Below are 18982 nucleotides of genomic sequence, written 5' to 3' on the forward strand. Positions count from 1 at the left end.
GGCCATGCCCGCACCCGGCGTCCCGCTCGAGAAGCTCGGCTTCCTCACCATCGGCACGTTCGACGGGGACGACCCGCGGCCCGGCCACGAGCACCTGCTCGCGGAGATCGAGCTGGCCGAAGGGCTCGGGTTCGACAGCGTGTGGCTGCGCCACCGCCACCTCCAGTACGGCGTCTCGTCGCCGGTGACGCTGCTCGCGGCGGCCTCGCAGCGCACCTCGCGGATCGAGTTCGGAACCGCCGTGACCCCGCTGGGCTGGGAGAACCCGCTGCGCTACGCCGAGGACCTCGGCACCCTCGACGTCCTGTCCGGCGGGCGGATGAACCCCGGCATCAGCGTCGGCCCGCCGATGCGGTGGGACGACGTCAAGGACGCGCTCTACCCCGACACCGCCGACGTCGAGGACTTCTCCTACGAGCGCGTCGCCCGGCTGCACCGCCTGCTGCGCGGCGAGCCCGCCAGCACGTTCTCGGGCAGGGCGGGGATCGAGGAGTTCTCCGACCACGTCCAGCCGCACTCCCCCGGGCTCGCCGACCGCCTCTGGTACGGCGCGGCGAGCGAGGACTCGGCCCGCCGGGCCGGCGAGCACGGGCTCAACCTCCTGACGTCGAGCGTGGTGCGGGTCGCGCCGGACGAGGACCCGGACTTCGCCGCCATCCAGGCCCGCTCGATCCGCGCGTTCCGCGGCGCGCACCCGGCCGGGGAGGCCGCGCGGGTCTCGCAGGGCCTGGTCGTCATCCCCACCGACACCGCGACCGCCGAGCAGCGCGCGAAGTACGAGGCCTACGTCGAGGCCCGGAACCCGCGGACCGCCGAGCCGCAGGGCCCGGGCCGGCTGCTGTTCGCCCGGGACGTCCTGGGGACCTCCGACGAGATCGCCGAGGCGCTGTACGCGCACGCCGGGTTCCGGGAGTCCCGCGAGTGCGTGTTCGCGCTGCCGTTCTCGTTCGCCCACGACGACTACGTCCAGATCCTCACCGACATGGCGACGAAGCTGGGTCCGGCGCTGGGATGGCGCGGGGCGAGCGGAGCGACGGGAGACGGAACCGCGCCGGCGGGGGCATGATCGGCGCATGCCACCTCCCGGTGTGCCCCTGGAACGGCAGGGGTTCCTGACCCTCGGCACCTACGACGGGGCCGACCCCGCACCCGGCCACGAGTACCTGCTCCGCGAGATCGTGCTGGGCGAGGAGCTCGGGTTCGACTCGGTGTGGCTGCGCCACCGCCACTTCCAGTCGGGCATCTCCTCGCCGGTGACGATGCTGGCGGCAGCCTCGCAGCGCACCTCCCGGATCGAGTTCGGCACCGCGGTGACCCCGCTGGGCTGGGAGAACCCGCTCCGGTACGCCGAGGACCTCGGCACCCTCGACATCCTCTCCGGCGGCCGCATGAACCCGGGGATCTCGGTCGGGCCGCCGATCCACTGGGAGGACGTCAAGGGCGGGCTCTACCCGGACACGGCCGACGTCGAGGACCTCTCCTACGCGCGGGTGGAGCGCCTCCTGCGCATCCTGCGCGGGGAGCCGGCGAGCACCTTCTCCGGCGTCGACGGCATCGAGAGCTTCTCCGACTGGGTCCAGCCGCACTCCCCCGGGCTCGCCGACCGTGTCTGGTACGGCGGCGGCAGCCGTCGCTCGGTGCGCTGGGCCGGCGAGCAGGGCCTCGCGATGCTCACCAGCAACGTCATCCAGTCCGAGGGCCACGACCTCGGCGACGACGCCGCCCCGGTCTTCCAGGAGATCCAGCGCGAGCAGATCGCGCTGTTCCGGTCGGTGCACCCGCTGGGCGACGCGGCCCGGGTGTCGCAGGGCCTCGTCGTGATCCCCACCGACTCCGCCACCGCCGACCAGAAGGCGCGCTACGCGGCCTACGTCGAGCACCGCACCCCGCGGACGGCCGTCGCCCACGGGCCGCGGCAGATGCTCTACGCCCGCGACCTCCTGGGGACCTCCGACCAGATCGCGGAGGCCCTGTACGCGAACGCGGCGTTCCGCGAGGTGCGCGAGGTGGTGTGGGCACTCCCGTTCACCTTCGAGCACGACGACTACGTGCAGATCCTCACCGACATGGCGACGAAGCTCGGGCCGGCGCTCGGGTGGAGTCCGCGGACGGCTCCGGTCGAGGCCGCCCGATGACCGTCCACGTGGCGCGCGACGGCGTCGTCACCACCGTCACCCTCGACCGCCCGGAGCGCCGCAACGCCGTCGACGGGCCGACCGCGCAGGCCCTCGCCGACGCCTTCCGCGCCTTCGACGCCGACGACGAGGCCGCGGTGGCGGTCCTGCACGGGGCCGGCGGGGTCTTCTGCGCGGGTGCCGACCTCACCGCGCTCGCCACGGAGCGCCGCAACCGCACCGAGCCCGACGGCGACGGCCCGATGGGCCCGACGCGGATGCGGCTGTCCAAGCCGGTGATCGCCGCGGTCGCCGGGCACGCGGTGGCCGGCGGGCTGGAGCTCGCGTGCTGGTGCGACCTGCGGGTGGCCGACGAGACCGCCGTGTTCGGCGTGTTCTGCCGCCGGTGGGGCGTGCCGCTGATCGACGGCGGGACGGTGCGGCTGCCGGCGCTGATCGGGCGGAGCCGCGCCATGGACCTCGTCCTCACCGGACGCCCGGTCGACGCGGCCGAGGCGCTCGGGATGGGTCTGGCCAACCGGGTGGTGCCGGCCGGGGAGGCGCTCGCCGCCGCGCAGGCCCTGGCCCGCGAGCTGGCGGCGTTCCCCCAGGTCTGCCTGCGGTCCGACCGGGCCTCGGTGCTCGACGCCGAGGGGCTCGACGAGCCCGCGGCCCTCGCCGCGGAGTTCGCGCACGGCCGGGCGGCGCTGGCCGCCGAGGCGCAGGCCGGCGCCGCCCGGTTCGCCGCCGGGGCGGGCCGGGGTGGTCGCTTCGAGGGGGCCTAACCCAGGCAGCGCGGGCCGAGGAGGGCCTTGAGGTCGCCCATCAGCGCACCCGAGTTGGTGACCTTGAGCCCGTCGTCGAGACGCAGCACGTGGCTCGCGCCGTTCGCCGCGAGCAGCGTCAGGTGCACCTCGCTCGGGCCCGGGTGGGCCACCAGGACCTCCTTGAACTTCCCGACCCGCTCCGGCGTGCACCGGGCGCTCTCGATCTGCACCCGGACCGGCGGGGCGGCCCCGGCCCCCGTCGTGAGGTCGGGGACGGCGAGGTCCTCGACGAAGAGGCTCACGCGGTCGTCCCGCTTGTTGACCTTGCCCTTGAGCAGCACGATCGCGTCCTCGGACACGTCGATCGACACCGCGGCGTAGGTGCGCGGGAAGAACAGCACCTCGATGCCGGCCGCGAGGTCCTCGATCTGCGCGGACGCCCAGGGCTCGCCCTTCTTGTTCACCCGGCGGGTGACGCTGGCGAGGATGCCGCCGACGGTGACCGTGGCGCCCTCGGCGACGTCGCCCTCGAGGATCTTCGTGATCGGGGTGTCGGCGCGGCTGGCGAGGACGTGCTCGATGCCGTTGAGCGGGTGACCGGAGACGTAGAGGCCGAGCATCTCCCGCTCGAGGGCGAGCCGGTGCTTGGGCTCCCACTCGCCCTCGGGCACCTTCACGTCGAACATGCCGGTGGTGTCGGCGGTGTCGGCGTCCGCCGCGTCGTCGTCGAAGGAACCGAAGAGGTCGAACTGGCCGTCGGCCTCGGCGCGCTTGGTGGTCATCACCGAGTCGATGGCCTCGGCGTGGACGAGCGCGAGCCCCTTGCGGGGGTGGCCCAGCGAGTCGAACGCGCCGGCCTTGATCAGCGACTCGACGACCTTCTTGTTGCAGACCTGCTGCTCGACCTTGCGCAGGAAGTCCGAGAAGTCGGTGTAGTTCCCCTTCTCGCGCCGGGTCGCCACGATCGAGTCGACGACGTTGGTGCCGACGTTGCGGATCGCGGAGAGCCCGAAGCGGATGTCGTCGCCGACCGGCGCGAAGTCACGCACCGAGTCGTTGACGTCGGGCGGCAGGACCGTGATGCCCATCTTGCGGCACTCGGCGAGGTAGATCGCCGCCTTGTCCTTGTCGTCGCGGACGCTGGTGAGCACGGCGGCCATGTACTCGGCGGGGTAGTTCGCCTTGAGGTAGGCCGTCCAGTAGGAGACGACGCCGTAGGCCGCGGAGTGCGCGCGGTTGAACGCGTAGTCCGAGAACGGGAGCAGGATGTCCCAGAGCGTCTTGATCGCGTCGTTGGAGTAGCCGTTGTCGCGCATGCCCTGCGCGAAGCCCGCGTACTCCTTGTCGAGGATCTCCTTCTTCTTCTTGCCCATGGCGCGGCGCAGCAGGTCGGCCTTGCCCAGCGAGTAGCCCGCGAGCGTCTGGGCGATCGCCATGACCTGTTCCTGGTAGACGATCAGGCCGTAGGTCTCGCCGAGGACGTCCTTGAGGGGCTCGGCCAGCTCCGGGTGGATGGCCTTGACCTCTTGGCGCTTGTTCTTGCGGTCCGCGTAGTCGTTGTGGGCGTTGGCGCCCATCGGGCCGGGCCGGTACAGCGCGCCGACGGCGGAGATGTCGTCGAACTCGGTGGGCGCCATGCGCCGCAGCAGGTCGCGCATCGGGCCGCCGTCGAGCTGGAAGACGCCCAGGGTGTCACCGCGGGAGAGCAGCTCGTAGGTGGCCTTGTCGTCGAGCCCGAGGTTGTCGAGGTCGAGCGGCTCCTTGCCGTTGAGCGTGATGTTGTTCAGCGCGTCGTCGATGATCGTGAGGTTGCGCAGGCCGAGGAAGTCCATCTTCAGCAGCCCGAGGGTCTCGCACACCCCCATGTCGAACTGCGTGATGATCGCGCCGTCGGCCTCGCGGCGCTGGATCGGGATCACGTCGATGAGGTTCTCCCTCGACATGATCACGCCGGCCGCGTGCACGCCCCACTGCCGCTTCAGGCCCTCGAGGTCCTTCGCGGTGTCGACGATCTCCTTGACCTGCGGGTCCGACTCGTAGAGGGCCCGCATCTCGGCGGCCTCGGAGTAGCGCTTGTGGCTGGGGTCGAACACGCCCGAGAGCGGGATGTCCTTGCCCATGACCGCGGGCGGCATCGACTTGGTGATGCGGTCGGCCACCGCGTAGCCGGGCTGCCCGTAGAGCACCCGCGCCGAGTCCTTGATCGCGGCCTTCGCCTTGATCGTGGAGTAGGTGATGATCTGGGCGATCTTCTCCTCGCCGTACTTCTCGGTGACGTAGCGGATCATCTCGCCGCGCCGGCGCTCGTCGAAGTCCATGTCGATGTCGGGCATGGAGACGCGCTCGGGGTTGAGGAACCGCTCGAAGATCAGCTTGTGGTGGATCGGGTCGAGCTCGGTGATGCCGAGGACGTAGGCGACGAGGCTGCCGGCCGCCGACCCGCGCCCCGGCCCCACCCGCAGGTTGACCTCGCGGGCGTGGTTGATGAGGTCGGCCGTCACCAGGAAGTAGCCCGGGTAGCCCATCTGCATGATGACCGAGACCTCGTACTCGGCCTGCTTGCGGTAGTTGTCCGGGATGCCGTTCGGGAACCGCCAGTGCAGCCCCCGCTCGACCTCCTTGACCAGCCAGCTGCCCTCGGTCTCGCCCTCGGGCACCGGCGCCACCGGCTGCAGGTCGCGGCCCTCGGTGAAGGAGACGTCGACCCGCTCGGCGATCGCGAGGGTGTTGTCGCACGCCTCGGGGAAGATCGGGTCCCACTGGTCGCGCATCTCGCGCGGGCTCTTGAGGTAGAAGTCCTGCGCGTCGAACCGGAAGCGGTTCGGGTCGTTCATCGTCTTGCCGGTCTGGACGCAGAGCAGCACCTCGTGCGGCTTGGCGTCCTTCGCGTAGGTGTAGTGCAGGTCGTTCGTGGCGAGACCCGGCAGGTCGAGCTTCTTCTTGAGGTCGTAGAGGTCGTCCCGGACCCGGCGCTCGATCTCGATGCCGTGGTCCATCAGCTCGCAGAAGAAGTTGTCCTTGCCGAAGATGTCGCGGTAGTCGCTCGCGGCCTGCATCGCGCCGTCGCGGTCGCCCTGCTGGAGCAGGCGGGCCACCTCGCCGGAGGGGCAGCCGGTGGTCGCGATGATCCCCTTGCCGTAGGTCTCGAGGAGCTCGCGGTCCATGCGGGGCTTGTAGTAGTACCCCTCGAGGCTCGCGAGGCTGGAGAGCCGGAAGAGGTTGTGCATCCCCTCCGTGTTCTCCGCCAGCAGCGTCATGTGGGTGTACATGAGGTCGGGGTTGTCGCTGCCGTTGACGTTCTGGCCGATGGAGGCCCGCTTGCGCTCGTGGCGCGAGCCCGGCGCGAGGTAGCCCTCCATGCCGATGATCGGCTTCACCCCGTGCGCCTTGGACTTCTTCCAGAACTCGTAGGCGCCGTAGGTGTTGCCGTGGTCGGTCATGGCCAGGGCCGGCATGCCCATGCGCGCGGACTCGGCGAACAGGTCGTCCAGGCGCGCGGCACCGTCGAGCATGGAGAACTCGGTGTGGGTGTGGAGGTGGACGAACGAGTCGTCGGACACGCCAGGGACCTCCCCGCAGGACGGCATCGGGACGCGGGCCACGCTACCTCTCGGGTCCGACAGCCTCGCCGCGCGCCGGGGCGGTGATCCGTCGGTGCTGCTCACCGCGCCGGGACGGCGTGTCGGTACCTCAACCGTGCTCGAGGCCGTCGCACCGGCCGCACGGACAGCACACCGAGCCGTCGCTCGATCCACCCCACCGTGTCCTCCCACCGTCGTCGGTGGGCGGAGGGTGACAGGGGGGTCCGAGGGTCCCGGCCGGGCTACAGGACGCCGGCGCCCTGCAGCGCGGCCCGCACGACCTCGCGCTCGGCGTCGTCGACCTCGACCAGCGGCAGGCGCAGCCCCCCCACGGGACGGCCGACGAGCGCGAGCGCCGCCTTGACCGGGATGGGGTTGGTGGTGACGCCCATCGCGTCGAACACCGGCTTGAGCGAGGCCTCGATCTCGGCCCGGTTCTCCGGCTCGTCGACCATCCGGCGCATCTGCGGACCCACGACGTGGCTCGCGACGAGGATCCCGCCGCACCCGCCCATGTCGAGGACGGCGGCGAAGAGGTCGTCGTTGCCGGCGTAGATCCCGAGACCGTCGACCGGGGCGAGGTTCGCGTTGTTGGCCTGCTTGACGTAGTCGACCCGCTCGATCTGCGCGAGCTCGGCCAGCTGGTCGTTGGGCAGGTCCAGCGACACCCGCGAAGGGATGTTGTAGAGCACGATCGGCTTGTCGGTGGCCCGGCTGATCTCGGTGTAGTGCGCGTGGACCCCGCGGCGGTTCGGCCGGTTGTAGTACGGGGTCACCGAGAGGATCGCGTCCGCGCCCGCCGCGGTGGCGCGCTCGGTCATCTCGACGGCGTGGCGGGTGTCGTTCGAGCCGGTGGAGGCGACGATCGTGGTGCCGGCCGGACGCTCCGCGCAGGCCAGCTCGACGAGGCGCAGGTGCTCCTCGGTGGACAGGGTCGGCGACTCCCCCGTCGTCCCGCACACGACGATCCCGTCGGACCCGTGGGTGCACAGGTACCCCATGAGGTCGACGAAGGCCTTCTCGTCGACGGCCCCGCGGTCGTCGAAGGGGGTGACGATGGCGGTGAGGACGGTTCCGAGCGACACCCGGACAGGTTGCCCTGTCGGGGCCCGGTGCGTCGAGACCACCCCCGGCCACGAGGCGCGCGTCGTCGGCCAGGGACCGGCCACGAGCGAACGGCGCCGTCCCCGCACCGGGTGCCAGGAATGCGCCATTGCCTGCCGGGCCGGGGGCGCCCCGCCACGAGCGAGCGGCGCCGTCCCCGCACCGGGTGCCAGGAATGCGCCATTGCCTGCCGGGCCGGGGGCGCCCCGCCACGAGCGAGCGGCGCCGTCCTCGCACCGGATGCCAGCAATGCGCCATTGCTTGCCGGCCGGCAGGGGCGCCGCCTCAGCGGGCCTCGGCGTCGGGGCCGTCGACGTTCACGGTGGGCGGGCCGTCGCCGGCGCGCGCGATCACGGCGGTGGACCGGTCCGCGCCCGGGTTGGACTCGCGGTGGACCGTTCGGGCCGGCACGTGGATGAACTCGCCCCGGCCCGCGTCGGCCACCTCCGCCCCGCCGGCGCCGAACTCCAGCCGCATCGTGCCCTCGACGACGTACAGGCTGGTCTCGTGGTCGCCGTGGTGGTGCCAGCCCGACGTCGCGCCGGGCTCGGTGTGCACCAGGCCCGCCCACAGGGACGGCGCCTCGAAGGCGACCTGCCGGTGCATGCCCGGGGTGGGGTCGCCGTCGACCAGGTCGTCCTCCCGGACGACGCGCACGGGTTCGCTCATGCGGACAAGTGTGCGTGCGTTCCCGTGTCATGGCACGGGAACGCACGCACGAGTCGTCAGACCAACCCGAGCTTCTGGACGGCCTCGCGCTCCTCGCCGAGCTCGGCGACGGAGGCGTCGATGCGCTCGCGGGAGAAGTCGCTGATCTCCAGGCCCTGGACGATCTCGAACTTCCCGTTCGCCGCGGTCACCGGGAACGACGACACGAGGCCCTCCGGCACGCCGTAGGAGCCGTCGGAGACGATCGCGGCGGAGGTCCAGTCGCCCTCGCGGGTGCCGTTGACCCAGGTGTAGACGTGGTCGATCGCCGCCGCGGCCGCCGACGCCGCCGACGACGCCCCGCGCACCTCGATGATCTCGGCGCCGCGCTTGGCGACCCGCGGGATGAACTCGTCGGTGAGCCAGGTCCGGTCGATCTGGTCGGCGACCGGCTTGCCGTCGATGAGCACGTTCGAGACGTCGGGGTACTGCGAGGCGGAGTGGTTGCCCCAGATGGTCAGCCGCGAGATCTGGCCGATGCCGACGCCGAACTTGTTGGCCAGCTGGGCCAGCCCGCGGTTGTGGTCGAGGCGCGTCATGGCGGTGAAGCGGTCCTTCGGGACGTCCGAGTTCGACGCCGCGATGAGCGCGTTCGTGTTCGCCGGGTTGCCGACGACGAGGACCTTCACGTCGTCGGCCGCACCGTTGAGCGCCTCGCCCTGGGGCTTGAAGATGCCGCCGTTGGCCTCGAGCAGGTCGGCGCGCTCCATGCCCTTGGTGCGGGGCCGGGCGCCGACCAGCAGGCCGACGTTGGCGCCGTCGAAGGCCTTGGTGGCGTCGTCGAACACGTCGACGCCGTCGAGGAGCTCGAACGCGCCGTCCTCGAGCTCGAGCGCGGTGCCCTCGGCGGCCTTGACGGCCTGCGGGATCTCGAGCAGGCGCAGCCGGACCGGGGTGCCCTCCCCCAGCAGCTGCCCGGACGCGATGCGGAACAGCAGCGCGTAGCCGATCTGTCCGGCGGCTCCGGTGACGACGACGTTGACGGGCGAGGCCATTGCTTCTCCAAGCTGCGAGCTGATCGATCTCCGGTCTGGTCTTCCCCGGGGGTGTGCAGCCTCCCACGGGCCGCCGGGGACGACGCGGCGAGGCGCGTCACGCCCCCGGGCGGTGGGTGATCAGTCGCCGACGACGAGCACGCTGCGCCGCTGCCCGATGTACCGGAACATCAGCGCGAGCGAGACCATGATCCGGTTCCGGTTGCCCAGGAGCGCCAGGATGTGGACGAACATCCACGTCAGCCAGGCCAGGGTGCCGGTCAGCTTCGGCCCGTGCGCGATCTCGGCGACCGCGGAGCGGCGGCCGATCGTCGCCATCGTGCCCTTGTCGAAGTACTTGAACGGCGTGGTCGGCCGGCCCTCGAGCAGCGCCAGGAGGTTCTTCGCAGCGTGCGCGCCGGTCTGGATCGCCGGCTGGGCGAGCTGCGGCAGCGGGTCGCCGTCGATGACCCCGATGTCGCCGGCGACGAAGACGTCCGGGTGCTCGGGCACCCGCAGGTCGTGGCCGGTGACGATGCGCCCGCCGCGGCCCTGCGTGAGCCCCCACTTCTTGACGACGTCGTGCGCCGCGACCCCGGTGGCCCAGATCGTCATCTGGGCGGGCAGCTCCGAGCCGTCCTTGAGGACCACCCGGTCCTCCTTGACCTCCGCCACGGCGGTGCCCAGGCGCAGCTCGACGCCGCGGGCCCGCAGCTGCTCGGCCGCGTAGGCGCGCAGCTTGGGGTCGAAGGGGGCGAGGACCTTGTCGGTCATCTCGAGCAGGATGACCTTGACGTGGTCGGGGTCGAGCTCCGGGTAGCGGCTCGGGAGCATGGCGTTGCGCAGCTCGGCCAGGGTGCCCGCCATCTCGACGCCGGTGGCGCCGGCCCCGACGACGACCACCGAGGCACCGTCGGTCTCGCCGGTGGCGGAGATGTGGTCGAGGTAGCCCATCATGCGGTCGCGCACCGAGAGGGCCTCGGCGCGGGTGTAGATGGGGTAGGCGTGCTCCTTGGCCCCGGGGACACCGAAGTAGTTCGTGGTGACGCCGTTGGCCAGGACCAGGTAGTCGTAGGTCATCGCCGGGCCGACGTCGAAGGTCAGCTCCTTCGCCTCGGGGTCGATCTCGGTGACCACGCCCTTGCGGAAGTTCGCCCAGGTCCGGCCCTTGTCCGACACCGAGGCCACGAAGGAGCGCGCGCCGTAGGTGATGTCGCCGGGGTTCAGCGCCCCCGTCGCGACCTGGTAGAGCAGCGGCTGGAACGTCGAGTAGCTGTGGCGGTCGACCAGGGTGACCCGGACGGGCGCCTTGCGCAGCGACCGCACCGCGGACAGACCCGCGAACCCCGCTCCCACGACGACGACGTGGGGACGGGTTTCCGTCTCCGCCCCCGCGGTTCCCGCGGCACTCATCCGCCTGCTCCTCCCGTGGATGCGCCGACCCGTACGCCCGGTCCGGCCTGGACGGAATCGATCGAGTACGGCCCTGCGTGATTGCCTTGTGCTTACCCTCGATGGTCCTCCGCCACGCGCTCCCGTGGGGTGTCCGGACGGTGCCGTCCATGTCACGTCGTGTGACTCGTCACCGACCGCGGCACGGTGTGGATCACCCGGGTACGCGCCCGTCGTCGGGGACCGGACCGACCACGGGCCCGTCCGGGCGCCCCGGGCCCTGCTCGGGTAGCAGCGGCGAGACGGCCAGCCGGGTCCGGCTCGTGCCGGGCGGCGCGACCTGCACCGCCCGCACCCCCGGCGCGGCCCGGAGCGCGGGGACGGCGGCGGGCGGGACCTGCACCACCGCCGCGACCAGGCACGCGCAGCCGGGCCGGCCGAGCGCGGCCGCCTCCGCCCGGGCGACGGCCACCCGGCGGGCGTCCGCGGGCGAGGACGCGCCGTCCGTGCGCGCGGCGTCCGCGGCGGCCTCCCCTCCGGCCGTCGTGAGGGTGGCGGCCAGCGCGGCCGCCGGAGGTGCCGGCGGGGCCTGGACCTGGCGCAGCGCGGTCTGGACCCGCGGGAACGGCACGCGCACCACGGCCTGTAGCAGGGTCGTGCGCCCCAGCGCCGCGGCCGCGGCGTCGGCGGTCGACGAGGCGTCGAACTGCACCAGGGCCAGACGTGGCGACGGGTCGCCCGGCGCCGGGATCCCGAGCGTGCCCGCGAGGTAGGCGTCGACGTCCTGGCCGGCCGTGGGCCCGAGCCGCACCGCGTCGGTGGACCCGGCGTCGGGCGCGGGCGGGGAGAGCTGGCGGCCCGCGGCCCAGGCGGTGAGGAGCACGACGACGAGCAGCACTGCCACCGCGATCGCGTAGCGCGGCCAGCGGGGCGGCTCCCGGTCCTCCTCCGGGTCGGGCGTGCTCAGGCCGCCGCCCGCAGGACGTCGAGGGCGTGCGCCAGGTCGGGTGGGGGCTCGCTGGTGAACTCCACCCAGCGGCCGTCGGCGGGGTGGTGCAGCCCGAGCTTGTGGGCGTGCAGCCACTGGCGGGTCAGGCCGAGCCGCTTCGAGAGCGTGGGGTCGGCGCCGTAGCCGGTGTCGCCGACGCACGGGTGGCGCAGGGCGGAGAAGTGCACCCGGATCTGGTGGGTGCGCCCCGTCTCGAGCTCCACCTCGAGCAGCGAGGCTGCCGGGAACGCCTCGAGCGTGCGGTAGTGGGTGACCGAGGGCTTGCCGTCGGTCATGACCGCGAAGCGCCACTCGTGGCGGGGGTGCCGGTCGATGGGGGCGTCGATCGTGCCCTCGCTGGGGTCCGGGTGGCCCTGCACGACGGCGAGGTAGGTCTTGGACACGGTGCGCTCGCGGAAGGCCTCCTTGAGCACCGAGTAGGCCCGCTCGGACTTGGCGACGACCATGACGCCCGTGGTCCCGGCGTCGAGCCGGTGGACGATGCCCTGCCGCTCGGCGGCGCCGCTGGTGGCGATCGAGACGCCGAGCGCGGCGAGCCCGGCCACGACGGTCGGCCCGCTCCAGCCGGGGCTGGGGTGCACGGCGACGCCCACCGGCTTGTCGACCACGACGATCTCGTCGTCCTCGTACAGCACGACGAGGCCCTCGACGGCCTCGGCGGTGACGATGTGCTCCGACGGCTCGCGCTCGGGCTCGGGGAGGTCGACCTCGAGCCAGCTGCCGGCGACGAGCCGGTCGGACTTGCCCGCCGGTGTCCCGTCGAGCCGGACGGCACCGTCCTCGGCGAGCGTGGCGACGACGGTGCGCGACAGCCCGAGCATGCGGGAGAGGCCGGCGTCGAGACGCATCCCGTCGAGGCCGTCGGGGACGGGCAGGGTCCGCAGGCTCACCGGGCGTCACCGGCCTGCGGGGTCTCGCCGGCGCGCGGCGAGAGCCGGCCGTCGATCTCGACGCCCCACAGCGCGAGGACCACCAGCAGCGCGCCGCCGCAGCAGATCGCCGAGTCGGCCGCGTTGAACACCGGCCACCAGCCGACGGAGACGAAGTCGACGACGTGGCCCTCCAGCGGGCCCGGCCCGCGGAAGAAGCGGTCGGCGAGGTTGCCCAGGGCGCCGCCGAGCACCAGGCCGAGCGCGATCGCCCAGCCCGGCGAGCGCAGCCGCCGCGCGAACCGCGCGATCCCGACGACGACGGCGAGCGCGACCAGGGTGAGCACCCAGGTCATGCCGGTGGCCAGCGAGAACGCGGCGCCGGAGTTGCGGATCAGGTAGAGCGACACGGTGTCGCCGATCAGCGGGATGCGCTGGCCGTCGGTCATCGTCGCGACGACCACCGCCTTCGTCGCGATGTCGAGCGCCAGCACCACGACCGCGGTGACGACGAGCAGCGCGAGGCGCCGCCGGGGCTGCGGGGCGGGCGGGGGCTGCGGGTCGGGCCCGGACGGGTCGGCGGGGGCGGCCGGCTCGCCCTCCGGGGTCAGGCTCTGCACCCCTCCATCCTCCTCCGCACGACCGGTGCCGCGCCGTGAGGGGATGTCCGGGTCAGGGCGCCCCCTCCGCGAGCCCGGCGTAGGTGTCCCGCAGCTCCCGCTTCAGGATCTTGCCGCTGGGGTTCTTCGGCAGCTCGTCGACGAGGACGACGTACTTGGGCGTCTTGAACCCGGCCAGCCGCTCCCGGGCGTGGGCGACGAGCTCGTCCGGTCCGGCCGACGCCCCGTCGCGCAGCACCACCGCCGCCGCGACCGCCTCGATCCACTCGGGGTGCTTCACCCCGAACACGGCGACCTCGCTGACCGCCGGGTGCGAGTACAGCGCGTCCTCGACCTCCCGCCCGGCCACGTTCTCGCCGCCGGTGATGATGATGTCCTTCGTGCGGTCGACGATCGTGAGGTAGCCCTCGGCGTCCATGACCCCGAGGTCGCCGCTGTGGAACCACCCGTGGCGGAAGACCTCCGCGGTCGCCTCCGGCTTGCCCCAGTAGCCGCGCATCGCGTGCGGCGTGCGGTGCACGATCTCGCCGACCTGCCCCACCGGGACCGGGCGGTCGTCGTCGTCGTGCAGGCGGGTCTCGACGTTCAGGCTCGCGCGCCCCGCGGTGCCGGCCTTCGCGATCTGCTCGGAGGGGAACAGGACGGTGGCGTTCGGGGCCAGCTCGGTCTGGCCGTAGTAGTTGAAGAGGCGGACGCCGGGCAGGCGGGTGCCCAGTTCCTCGAGGACCGCGACCGGCATGATCGCCGCGCCGTAGTAGCCCTTGCGCAACGACGACAGGTCGTACCGGTCGAAGTCCGGGGAGCGCAGCAGCCGGATCCAGACGGTCGGCGGGCAGAACATCTTGGTGATCCGCTCGGCCTCGACGGTGCGCAGGATCGTCTCCGGGTCGGCGGAGTCGACGACGACGCTGGTCGCCCCGAGGTAGACGTCGGGCGTGAGGAAGTCGTGCAGGGCCGCGCAGTGGTAGAGCGGCAGCGCGTGCAGCTCGACGTCGTCGCGGTGGTACTCGCCGTCGACGATGTCGCTGACGTACTGGGCGATGAGGTTGCGGCTGGTCATGATCGCGCCCTTGGGGGCGGACGTGGTGCCGCTGGTGTAGAGCAGCTGCACCGGGTCGTCGTCGTCGATCGCGACGTCCGGCTCGCGGGCGTCGTCGTGGGCGAGCAGCTGGTCGAACGAGGTCCAGCCCGGGCTGCGGCCGACGACCACCCCCAGCCCGACGGCCACCTCGGCGGCCCCGAACGTCTCGACCAGCGCGTCCTCGACGATCGCCGCGGTCGCGCCGCTGTCGCGCAGCACGTAGCGGACCTCGGCGGCGACGAAGTTGAAGTTCACCGGGACCGAGATCGCCCCGAGCCGTGCGAGGGCGAAGTAGGCGACGACGAACGCGTAGGAGTTGTGGGAGAACATCGCGACCCGTTGGCGGCGCACCACCCCGCGTGCCGCGAGGGCGTTCGCCACGCGGTTGGTGTCGGCGTCGAGCTCGGCGAAGGTCCGGCGGGTGTCCCGGTGGACCACGGCGGTCCGGTCGGGGTACCTGATCGCCGTCCGGGCCAGCAGCGCGCCGATGCTCTGCCGCCGGGCGCGCGCGACGTCGGCCGTCAGGGGCGGGAGGTACCGATCGAGGTCGTCGTCCATGCGCTGCTCCTCACCGGGGTCGGCCGGATCATCCTCGGGCCCGGTGACCGCGGCGGGCAACGGTCGTGCCTCAGGTGCCCGGGGGCTCGCGCGGCCGCACCGGGGGCGTCCCGCCCTCGTCGCCCCGCCAGCGGGCGAGGCGGCCGGAGCGGTCGACGGCGCGCAGCCGCCGTTCCGCGGCGTCGCGGGCGGTCCCGGTCGCGACGACGAGGAGCTGGTCGCCCTCCTGGATGCGGGTCTCGCCCTGCGGGGTGAAGCTCGCGCCGTCCCGGACGACGAGCGACAGCGTGGTGCCGCCGGGCAGGCGCAGCTCGCGCACGTAGACCCCGTGCATCTTCGAGCCCTGCGGCACCGTCATCTGCAGCAGGTCCGCCCGGACCGACTCCAGGGGCGCGGCGTCGACCTCGATCTCGCGGACCGGCGGGGCGGCGAGGCCGAGCGCCCGGGCGACGACGGGCAGCGTCGTGCCCTGCACCAGGGTGAGCACGACGACGAGCACGAACACCGCGTCGACGAGCTCGCGCGCGCCCTGCAGGCCGGTGGTGAGCGGGACGAGGGCGAGCACGATCGGGACCGCCCCGCGCAGCCCCGCCCAGGACAGGAACGCCTGCTCCCGCCACGGCACGCGGAACCAGCTCGCGGCGGCGACCACCGACAGCGGGCGCGCCACCACGAGCAGCACCGCGGCGGCGATGACGGCCGGGACGACGGCGGCGAGCAGGCGGTCCGGGGAGACGTAGAGCCCGAGCAGCACGAACAGCCCGATCTGCGCGAGCCAGCCCAGTCCCTCGGCGAAGGACCGGGTGCTCTCGCGGTGCGGGAGGGTCGCGTTGCCCAGGACGAGGGCGGCGACGTAGCAGGCGAGCAGGCCCGAGGCGTGCAGCCACTGGACGAGGGCATAGGCCCCGACGCACACCGCGAGCGTGGCCAGCGGGTACAGCCCGGTCGCCGGGAGGGCGGCGCGGGAGAGACCGGCGGCGCCGAGCCGGCCGAGGACCGCGCCCAGGACGGCCCCGACGACCAGCTCGTACACGACGAGCAGCGGGTCGGCCCACGTGAAGTCCGCGGTGGAGGCGAGCAGGACGACCGCGATGAAGACCGGGGCGTCGTTGAGACCCGACTCGAGCTCGAGCGCCCCGACGAGGCGCCCGCGCAGGCCCAGGCCGCGCAGCACGCTGAACACCGCGGCCGCGTCGGTGGAGGAGAGCACCGCGCCCCACAGGAAGCCGACCCGCAGGTCCAGCCCGAGCAGCCAGTGCAGGGCGAGGCCGGTGGTGACGATGCTGACGACGACCGAGACCGTGGAGAGCGCGACGCCCAGACCGAGCGCGGGCCGGACGGTCGACCAGCGGGTGGACAGGCCGCCGTCGGCGAGGATGAGCACGAGGGCGGCGAGCCCCAGCATCTGGGTGAGCTCGGCGTCGTCGAAGTGGATCCCCAGCCCGGCCTCGCCGAGGAGGACCCCGATGCCGAGGTAGAGCAGCAGCGACGGCAGCCCGACGCGGGTGGACAGCCGGACCGCGACCACCGAGAGCAGCACGACCCCGGATCCGATCCCCAGCAGCACCGGCAACCGGTCCACGCGCTCGCGACCCTCCTGTCCCCGCCACCGGAGGAGACGATCCTACCGGCGGGCGGTGGCCCGTCCCGGGTGGTGACGCCCGGTCAGGGGCGCCAGGTGACGGTGACCCGCTCGCGGGGCGAGCCGGCCAGGCCCGGATCGGCCGCCAGGGCGTCGGCGACCTCCGGCACCCGCTCGGGCGGCAGGCAGAGCCGGCGCGCGACGCGGACGGCCCGCGCCTGCGGGTCCTCGAGCGGGCGGGGTCCGGCGGTCCAGCGCTCGACCTGCGCCCCGACGCCGAGCTCGGTGAGGACGGCGAGCGCGTCGTCGGCCGTCGGTGGTGCCGGCCGCTCGAGGCCGTGGAAGCGCCGCCACAGCGGGTCGAGCCAGGCCTGCGGGTGCTCGGCGTGCAGCTCCAGCACCACCCCGGTGGTGGCGGCGGCCGTGAGCCCGGCGGCGAAGCCCGCCAGGTCGGTGGTGTCGTACCCGACGTGGTGGCAGAGCACGAGCGGGGCGTCCCCGGTGTCCCCGGCCGCCTCCGGCCAGGTGCCGAGCACCGCCTGGTAGGGCACGCCGCGGTCGAGGCAGGCCGCCGCGAAGGCGGCCAGCATGTCCGACGCCGGGTCCACCCCGACGACGTGGTCGACCTCCCCCGCCAGCGCCAGCGACGCGGCGCCCGCCCCGCAGCCCACGTCGAGCGCCCGGCGGTCGGCGGGGGTCTCGGCGAGGAAGGCCAGCGCGGCGGTGCGTGACGGCGTGTCCGGCGGCTCGGTCGCCGCGCGGAACCGCTCGGGGTCCTGGCGGTACGGGCTCGCCGGGGCGTGGGCGAGGATCTCCTCCGGCACCCGGCGCGCGTCCATCATGGCCGTCCAGCGCGCGGCGGCCGTGTCCGTCCCGGTCGTCTCCACCCCGATCGTCTCCATGGCCGCCATCTGATCACGCCCGGCGGGCGCGGGTCAGCGTCGGCTGTCGGCGTGCTGCTCGGCGAGTGACCGGACCGGCTGGCACCACGAGCACCCGGCGAAGCCGAGCTCCAGGGCCTCCGACACCGGCAGCGGGATCACCTCGCGCCCGAACAGGTAGCCGCAGCGGCCCAGGTGGAAGTGCGGCTCCTCGTCGATGACGAGCACCTCGTCCACGCGGGTGACGACGGCGTCGAGGGTCGCCTGGTCCGGGTTCTCGTCCTCGGGCTGCGGCGCCCGGGGCGGGGGTCCGCCCCGCGGCGGGCCCCCGTTGCCGACGGGGCCCCCGTTGCCGCCGGCCTGCTGAGGTCCGGCCTGCTGAGGTCCGGCCTGCTGGGGCCCGGCCTGGGTGGCGGGCTGCTCCGGGTGGCCGGTGCCGTCGGAGGTGTGGGGCGTCTCGGGCGGTCCGGACGGGGGCGTGCCCTGGCCGGAGTCGGACGGGGAGCTCCCCGTCCGGCCGTCGGCGCCGGCGTCGCCGCGCAGGCGGTCGAGGCTCTCGGCGGGCATCCGCGAGGTGGCGTCGTCCTCGTCGTCGTGGTCGCGGCGGCCCGCCGCCGCACCGGCGGCCGCGGCCGCGCCCGCGGCGAGACCCGCACCGGCTGCCGTTCCCCGCCCGTCGTGCTCCTGGGGCGGGCGGCCCGGCGGCTGCGCACCCGGGCCCTGGCTCGTGGGCCCGGCCTGGGTGGGCCCGGCCTGGGTGGGCCCGGCCTGCGTCGGGCCTGCCTGGGTGGGCCCGGCCTGCGTCGGGCCGGCCTGGGTGAGGCCGGCCTGCGTGGTCGCGCCCGTCTGCTGCGTCGGGCCACCGGGCGGCGGGCCCTGCTGACCCTGCGGCCCCTGCGGCTGTCCGCCCTGGCGCGGACCGCCCGGAGGCGGGCCGTAGGGCCGCCCGGGCGGGGCGAACGGACCGGCCGCGGGAGTGTTCGGGAGCGGGACCAGCCCGAGGAAGCGTGAGCCCTCCGGCGCGTTCGGCACGCGCGACGGGTCGTTCCCGATCCGGCCCGACGTCGTCGCGCGCAAGCCCGGCGGGATTCCGCGCGGGCGCATCGGGGGTGGCCCCATCGGGGGCCGGCCGGGCCCCTGCTGACCGGGCCCCTGCTGGCCGGGCCCCTGACCGGGACCGCCCGGACCGCCGAAGCCGCCGGCGCCCGCCGGGGCGCCGTTGCTCGACGGGCCGCCGTCCACCGGACCACCGGCGGACCCACCGGTGCCCGCCGGAGCGCCGTTGGCGGCCGGGCCGCCGTTCCCTGCCGGACCACCACCCGGCGCGCCTCCCGACGCGCCGGGGCCACCGGGCCCCGTGCCGCCGCCGGCGAAGGCCCGCGGGGCGCCCGGCTCGGGAGCACCGCTGCCCGGACCGACACCGCCCGGGCCGGGACCGGCCTGGACCGGCTGGGGCTGCGACGCCCCGGGGGCGTGCTGCCAGCTGTCCTCCCCCGCCGCGGGCGTGCCCGCCGGAGCCGCCGCGGCGGCCCGGCGGCGGCGCACGAAGTCCGCGGCCAGCAGGACCGCCGCGACCGCACTCGCGACCACGGAACCCCAGGCCCACGCCGCCGTCGTCGTGACGACGGCGACGACGAGCAGCCCGAAGGCGATGACGACGCAGAGCAGGACGAGCAGAAGCACGGTCGACCCCTCACGTACCGCGCCGGGTCACCGGACGGAAGCCTTCCCCTGCCCCGACC

At 74.0% G+C, this 18982-nt stretch carries 15 protein-coding genes; 3 read left to right on the forward strand and 12 right to left on the reverse strand.

What is annotated here, in order from left to right:
- The first annotated feature begins 4 nt into the window (after positions 1-4).
- Genes HH311_RS26300 through HH311_RS26310 form a run of 3 tightly spaced genes read left to right on the forward strand, consistent with a single transcriptional unit; the run spans position 5 to position 2899 of the window.
- A complete protein-coding gene (locus HH311_RS26300; RefSeq protein ID WP_169186680.1) occupies positions 5-1066 on the forward strand; it encodes an LLM class flavin-dependent oxidoreductase in 1062 nt (353 codons plus the stop codon).
- A 7-nt stretch (positions 1067-1073) separates the two neighbouring features.
- Positions 1074-2135: an LLM class flavin-dependent oxidoreductase gene (locus tag HH311_RS26305; RefSeq protein WP_169186681.1), complete on the forward strand. Its 1062-nt coding sequence runs from the start codon at positions 1074-1076 to the stop codon at positions 2133-2135.
- Positions 2132-2899 carry a crotonase/enoyl-CoA hydratase family protein gene (locus HH311_RS26310; RefSeq protein ID WP_169186682.1) on the forward strand — a complete coding sequence of 256 codons (768 nt, stop codon included), beginning with the start codon at positions 2132-2134 and terminating at the stop codon, positions 2897-2899. Before HH311_RS26305 ends, HH311_RS26310 begins: the two co-directional genes overlap by 4 nt.
- Here HH311_RS26310 and dnaE read toward each other — a convergent pair.
- The 12 genes from dnaE to HH311_RS26370 form a co-directional block, all read right to left on the reverse strand.
- Complete coding sequence (gene dnaE, locus HH311_RS26315) at positions 2896-6441, reverse strand: DNA polymerase III subunit alpha (protein ID WP_312030419.1); 3546 nt, start codon at positions 6439-6441, stop codon at positions 2896-2898. The genes HH311_RS26310 and dnaE overlap by 4 nt on opposite strands.
- Positions 6442-6704: 263 nt before the next feature.
- Complete coding sequence (gene dapA, locus HH311_RS26320) at positions 6705-7547, reverse strand: 4-hydroxy-tetrahydrodipicolinate synthase (protein WP_312030420.1); 843 nt, start codon at positions 7545-7547, stop codon at positions 6705-6707.
- Positions 7548-7851: 304 nt separating this feature from the next.
- Entirely contained in the window at positions 7852-8235 is a 384-nt protein-coding gene (locus HH311_RS26325; RefSeq protein ID WP_169186684.1) for a cupin domain-containing protein, read from the reverse strand.
- A gap of 56 nt (positions 8236-8291) precedes the next feature.
- Entirely contained in the window at positions 8292-9269 is a 978-nt protein-coding gene (locus HH311_RS26330; RefSeq protein WP_169186685.1) for a malate dehydrogenase, read from the reverse strand.
- A gap of 120 nt (positions 9270-9389) precedes the next feature.
- On the reverse strand, positions 9390-10661 hold the full coding sequence (locus HH311_RS26335) for an NAD(P)/FAD-dependent oxidoreductase (RefSeq protein ID WP_169186686.1): 1272 nt from the start codon (positions 10659-10661) through the stop codon (positions 9390-9392).
- 193 nt (positions 10662-10854) lie between these two features.
- On the reverse strand, positions 10855-11544 hold the full coding sequence (locus HH311_RS26340; protein WP_169186687.1) for a hypothetical protein: 690 nt from the start codon (positions 11542-11544) through the stop codon (positions 10855-10857).
- A gap of 59 nt (positions 11545-11603) precedes the next feature.
- On the reverse strand, positions 11604-12539 hold the full coding sequence (locus HH311_RS26345; protein WP_312030421.1) for an RluA family pseudouridine synthase: 936 nt from the start codon (positions 12537-12539) through the stop codon (positions 11604-11606).
- Complete coding sequence (lspA, locus tag HH311_RS26350; RefSeq protein WP_169186688.1) at positions 12536-13138, reverse strand: signal peptidase II; 603 nt, start codon at positions 13136-13138, stop codon at positions 12536-12538. Before lspA ends, HH311_RS26345 begins: the two co-directional genes overlap by 4 nt.
- 52 nt (positions 13139-13190) lie before the next feature.
- The gene (locus HH311_RS26355; RefSeq protein WP_169186689.1) at positions 13191-14777 is read right to left on the reverse strand and encodes a fatty acyl-CoA synthetase; all 1587 of its coding nucleotides are present in this window, start codon (positions 14775-14777) and stop codon (positions 13191-13193) included.
- 70 nt (positions 14778-14847) lie between these two features.
- The gene (locus HH311_RS26360) at positions 14848-16359 is read right to left on the reverse strand and encodes a potassium/proton antiporter (RefSeq protein WP_169186690.1); all 1512 of its coding nucleotides are present in this window, start codon (positions 16357-16359) and stop codon (positions 14848-14850) included.
- Between the two features lie 83 nt (positions 16360-16442).
- Positions 16443-17270: a methyltransferase domain-containing protein gene (locus HH311_RS26365; protein WP_169186691.1), complete on the reverse strand. Its 828-nt coding sequence runs from the start codon at positions 17268-17270 to the stop codon at positions 16443-16445.
- Between the two features lie 24 nt (positions 17271-17294).
- A complete protein-coding gene (locus HH311_RS26370; RefSeq protein WP_169186692.1) occupies positions 17295-18923 on the reverse strand; it encodes a hypothetical protein in 1629 nt (542 codons plus the stop codon).
- Positions 18924-18982: the final 59 nt, after the last annotated feature.

The sequence above is a fragment of the Actinomycetospora sp. TBRC 11914 genome, assembly GCF_012933465.1.
In the GTDB taxonomy this organism is placed as follows: domain Bacteria; phylum Actinomycetota; class Actinomycetes; order Mycobacteriales; family Pseudonocardiaceae; genus Actinomycetospora.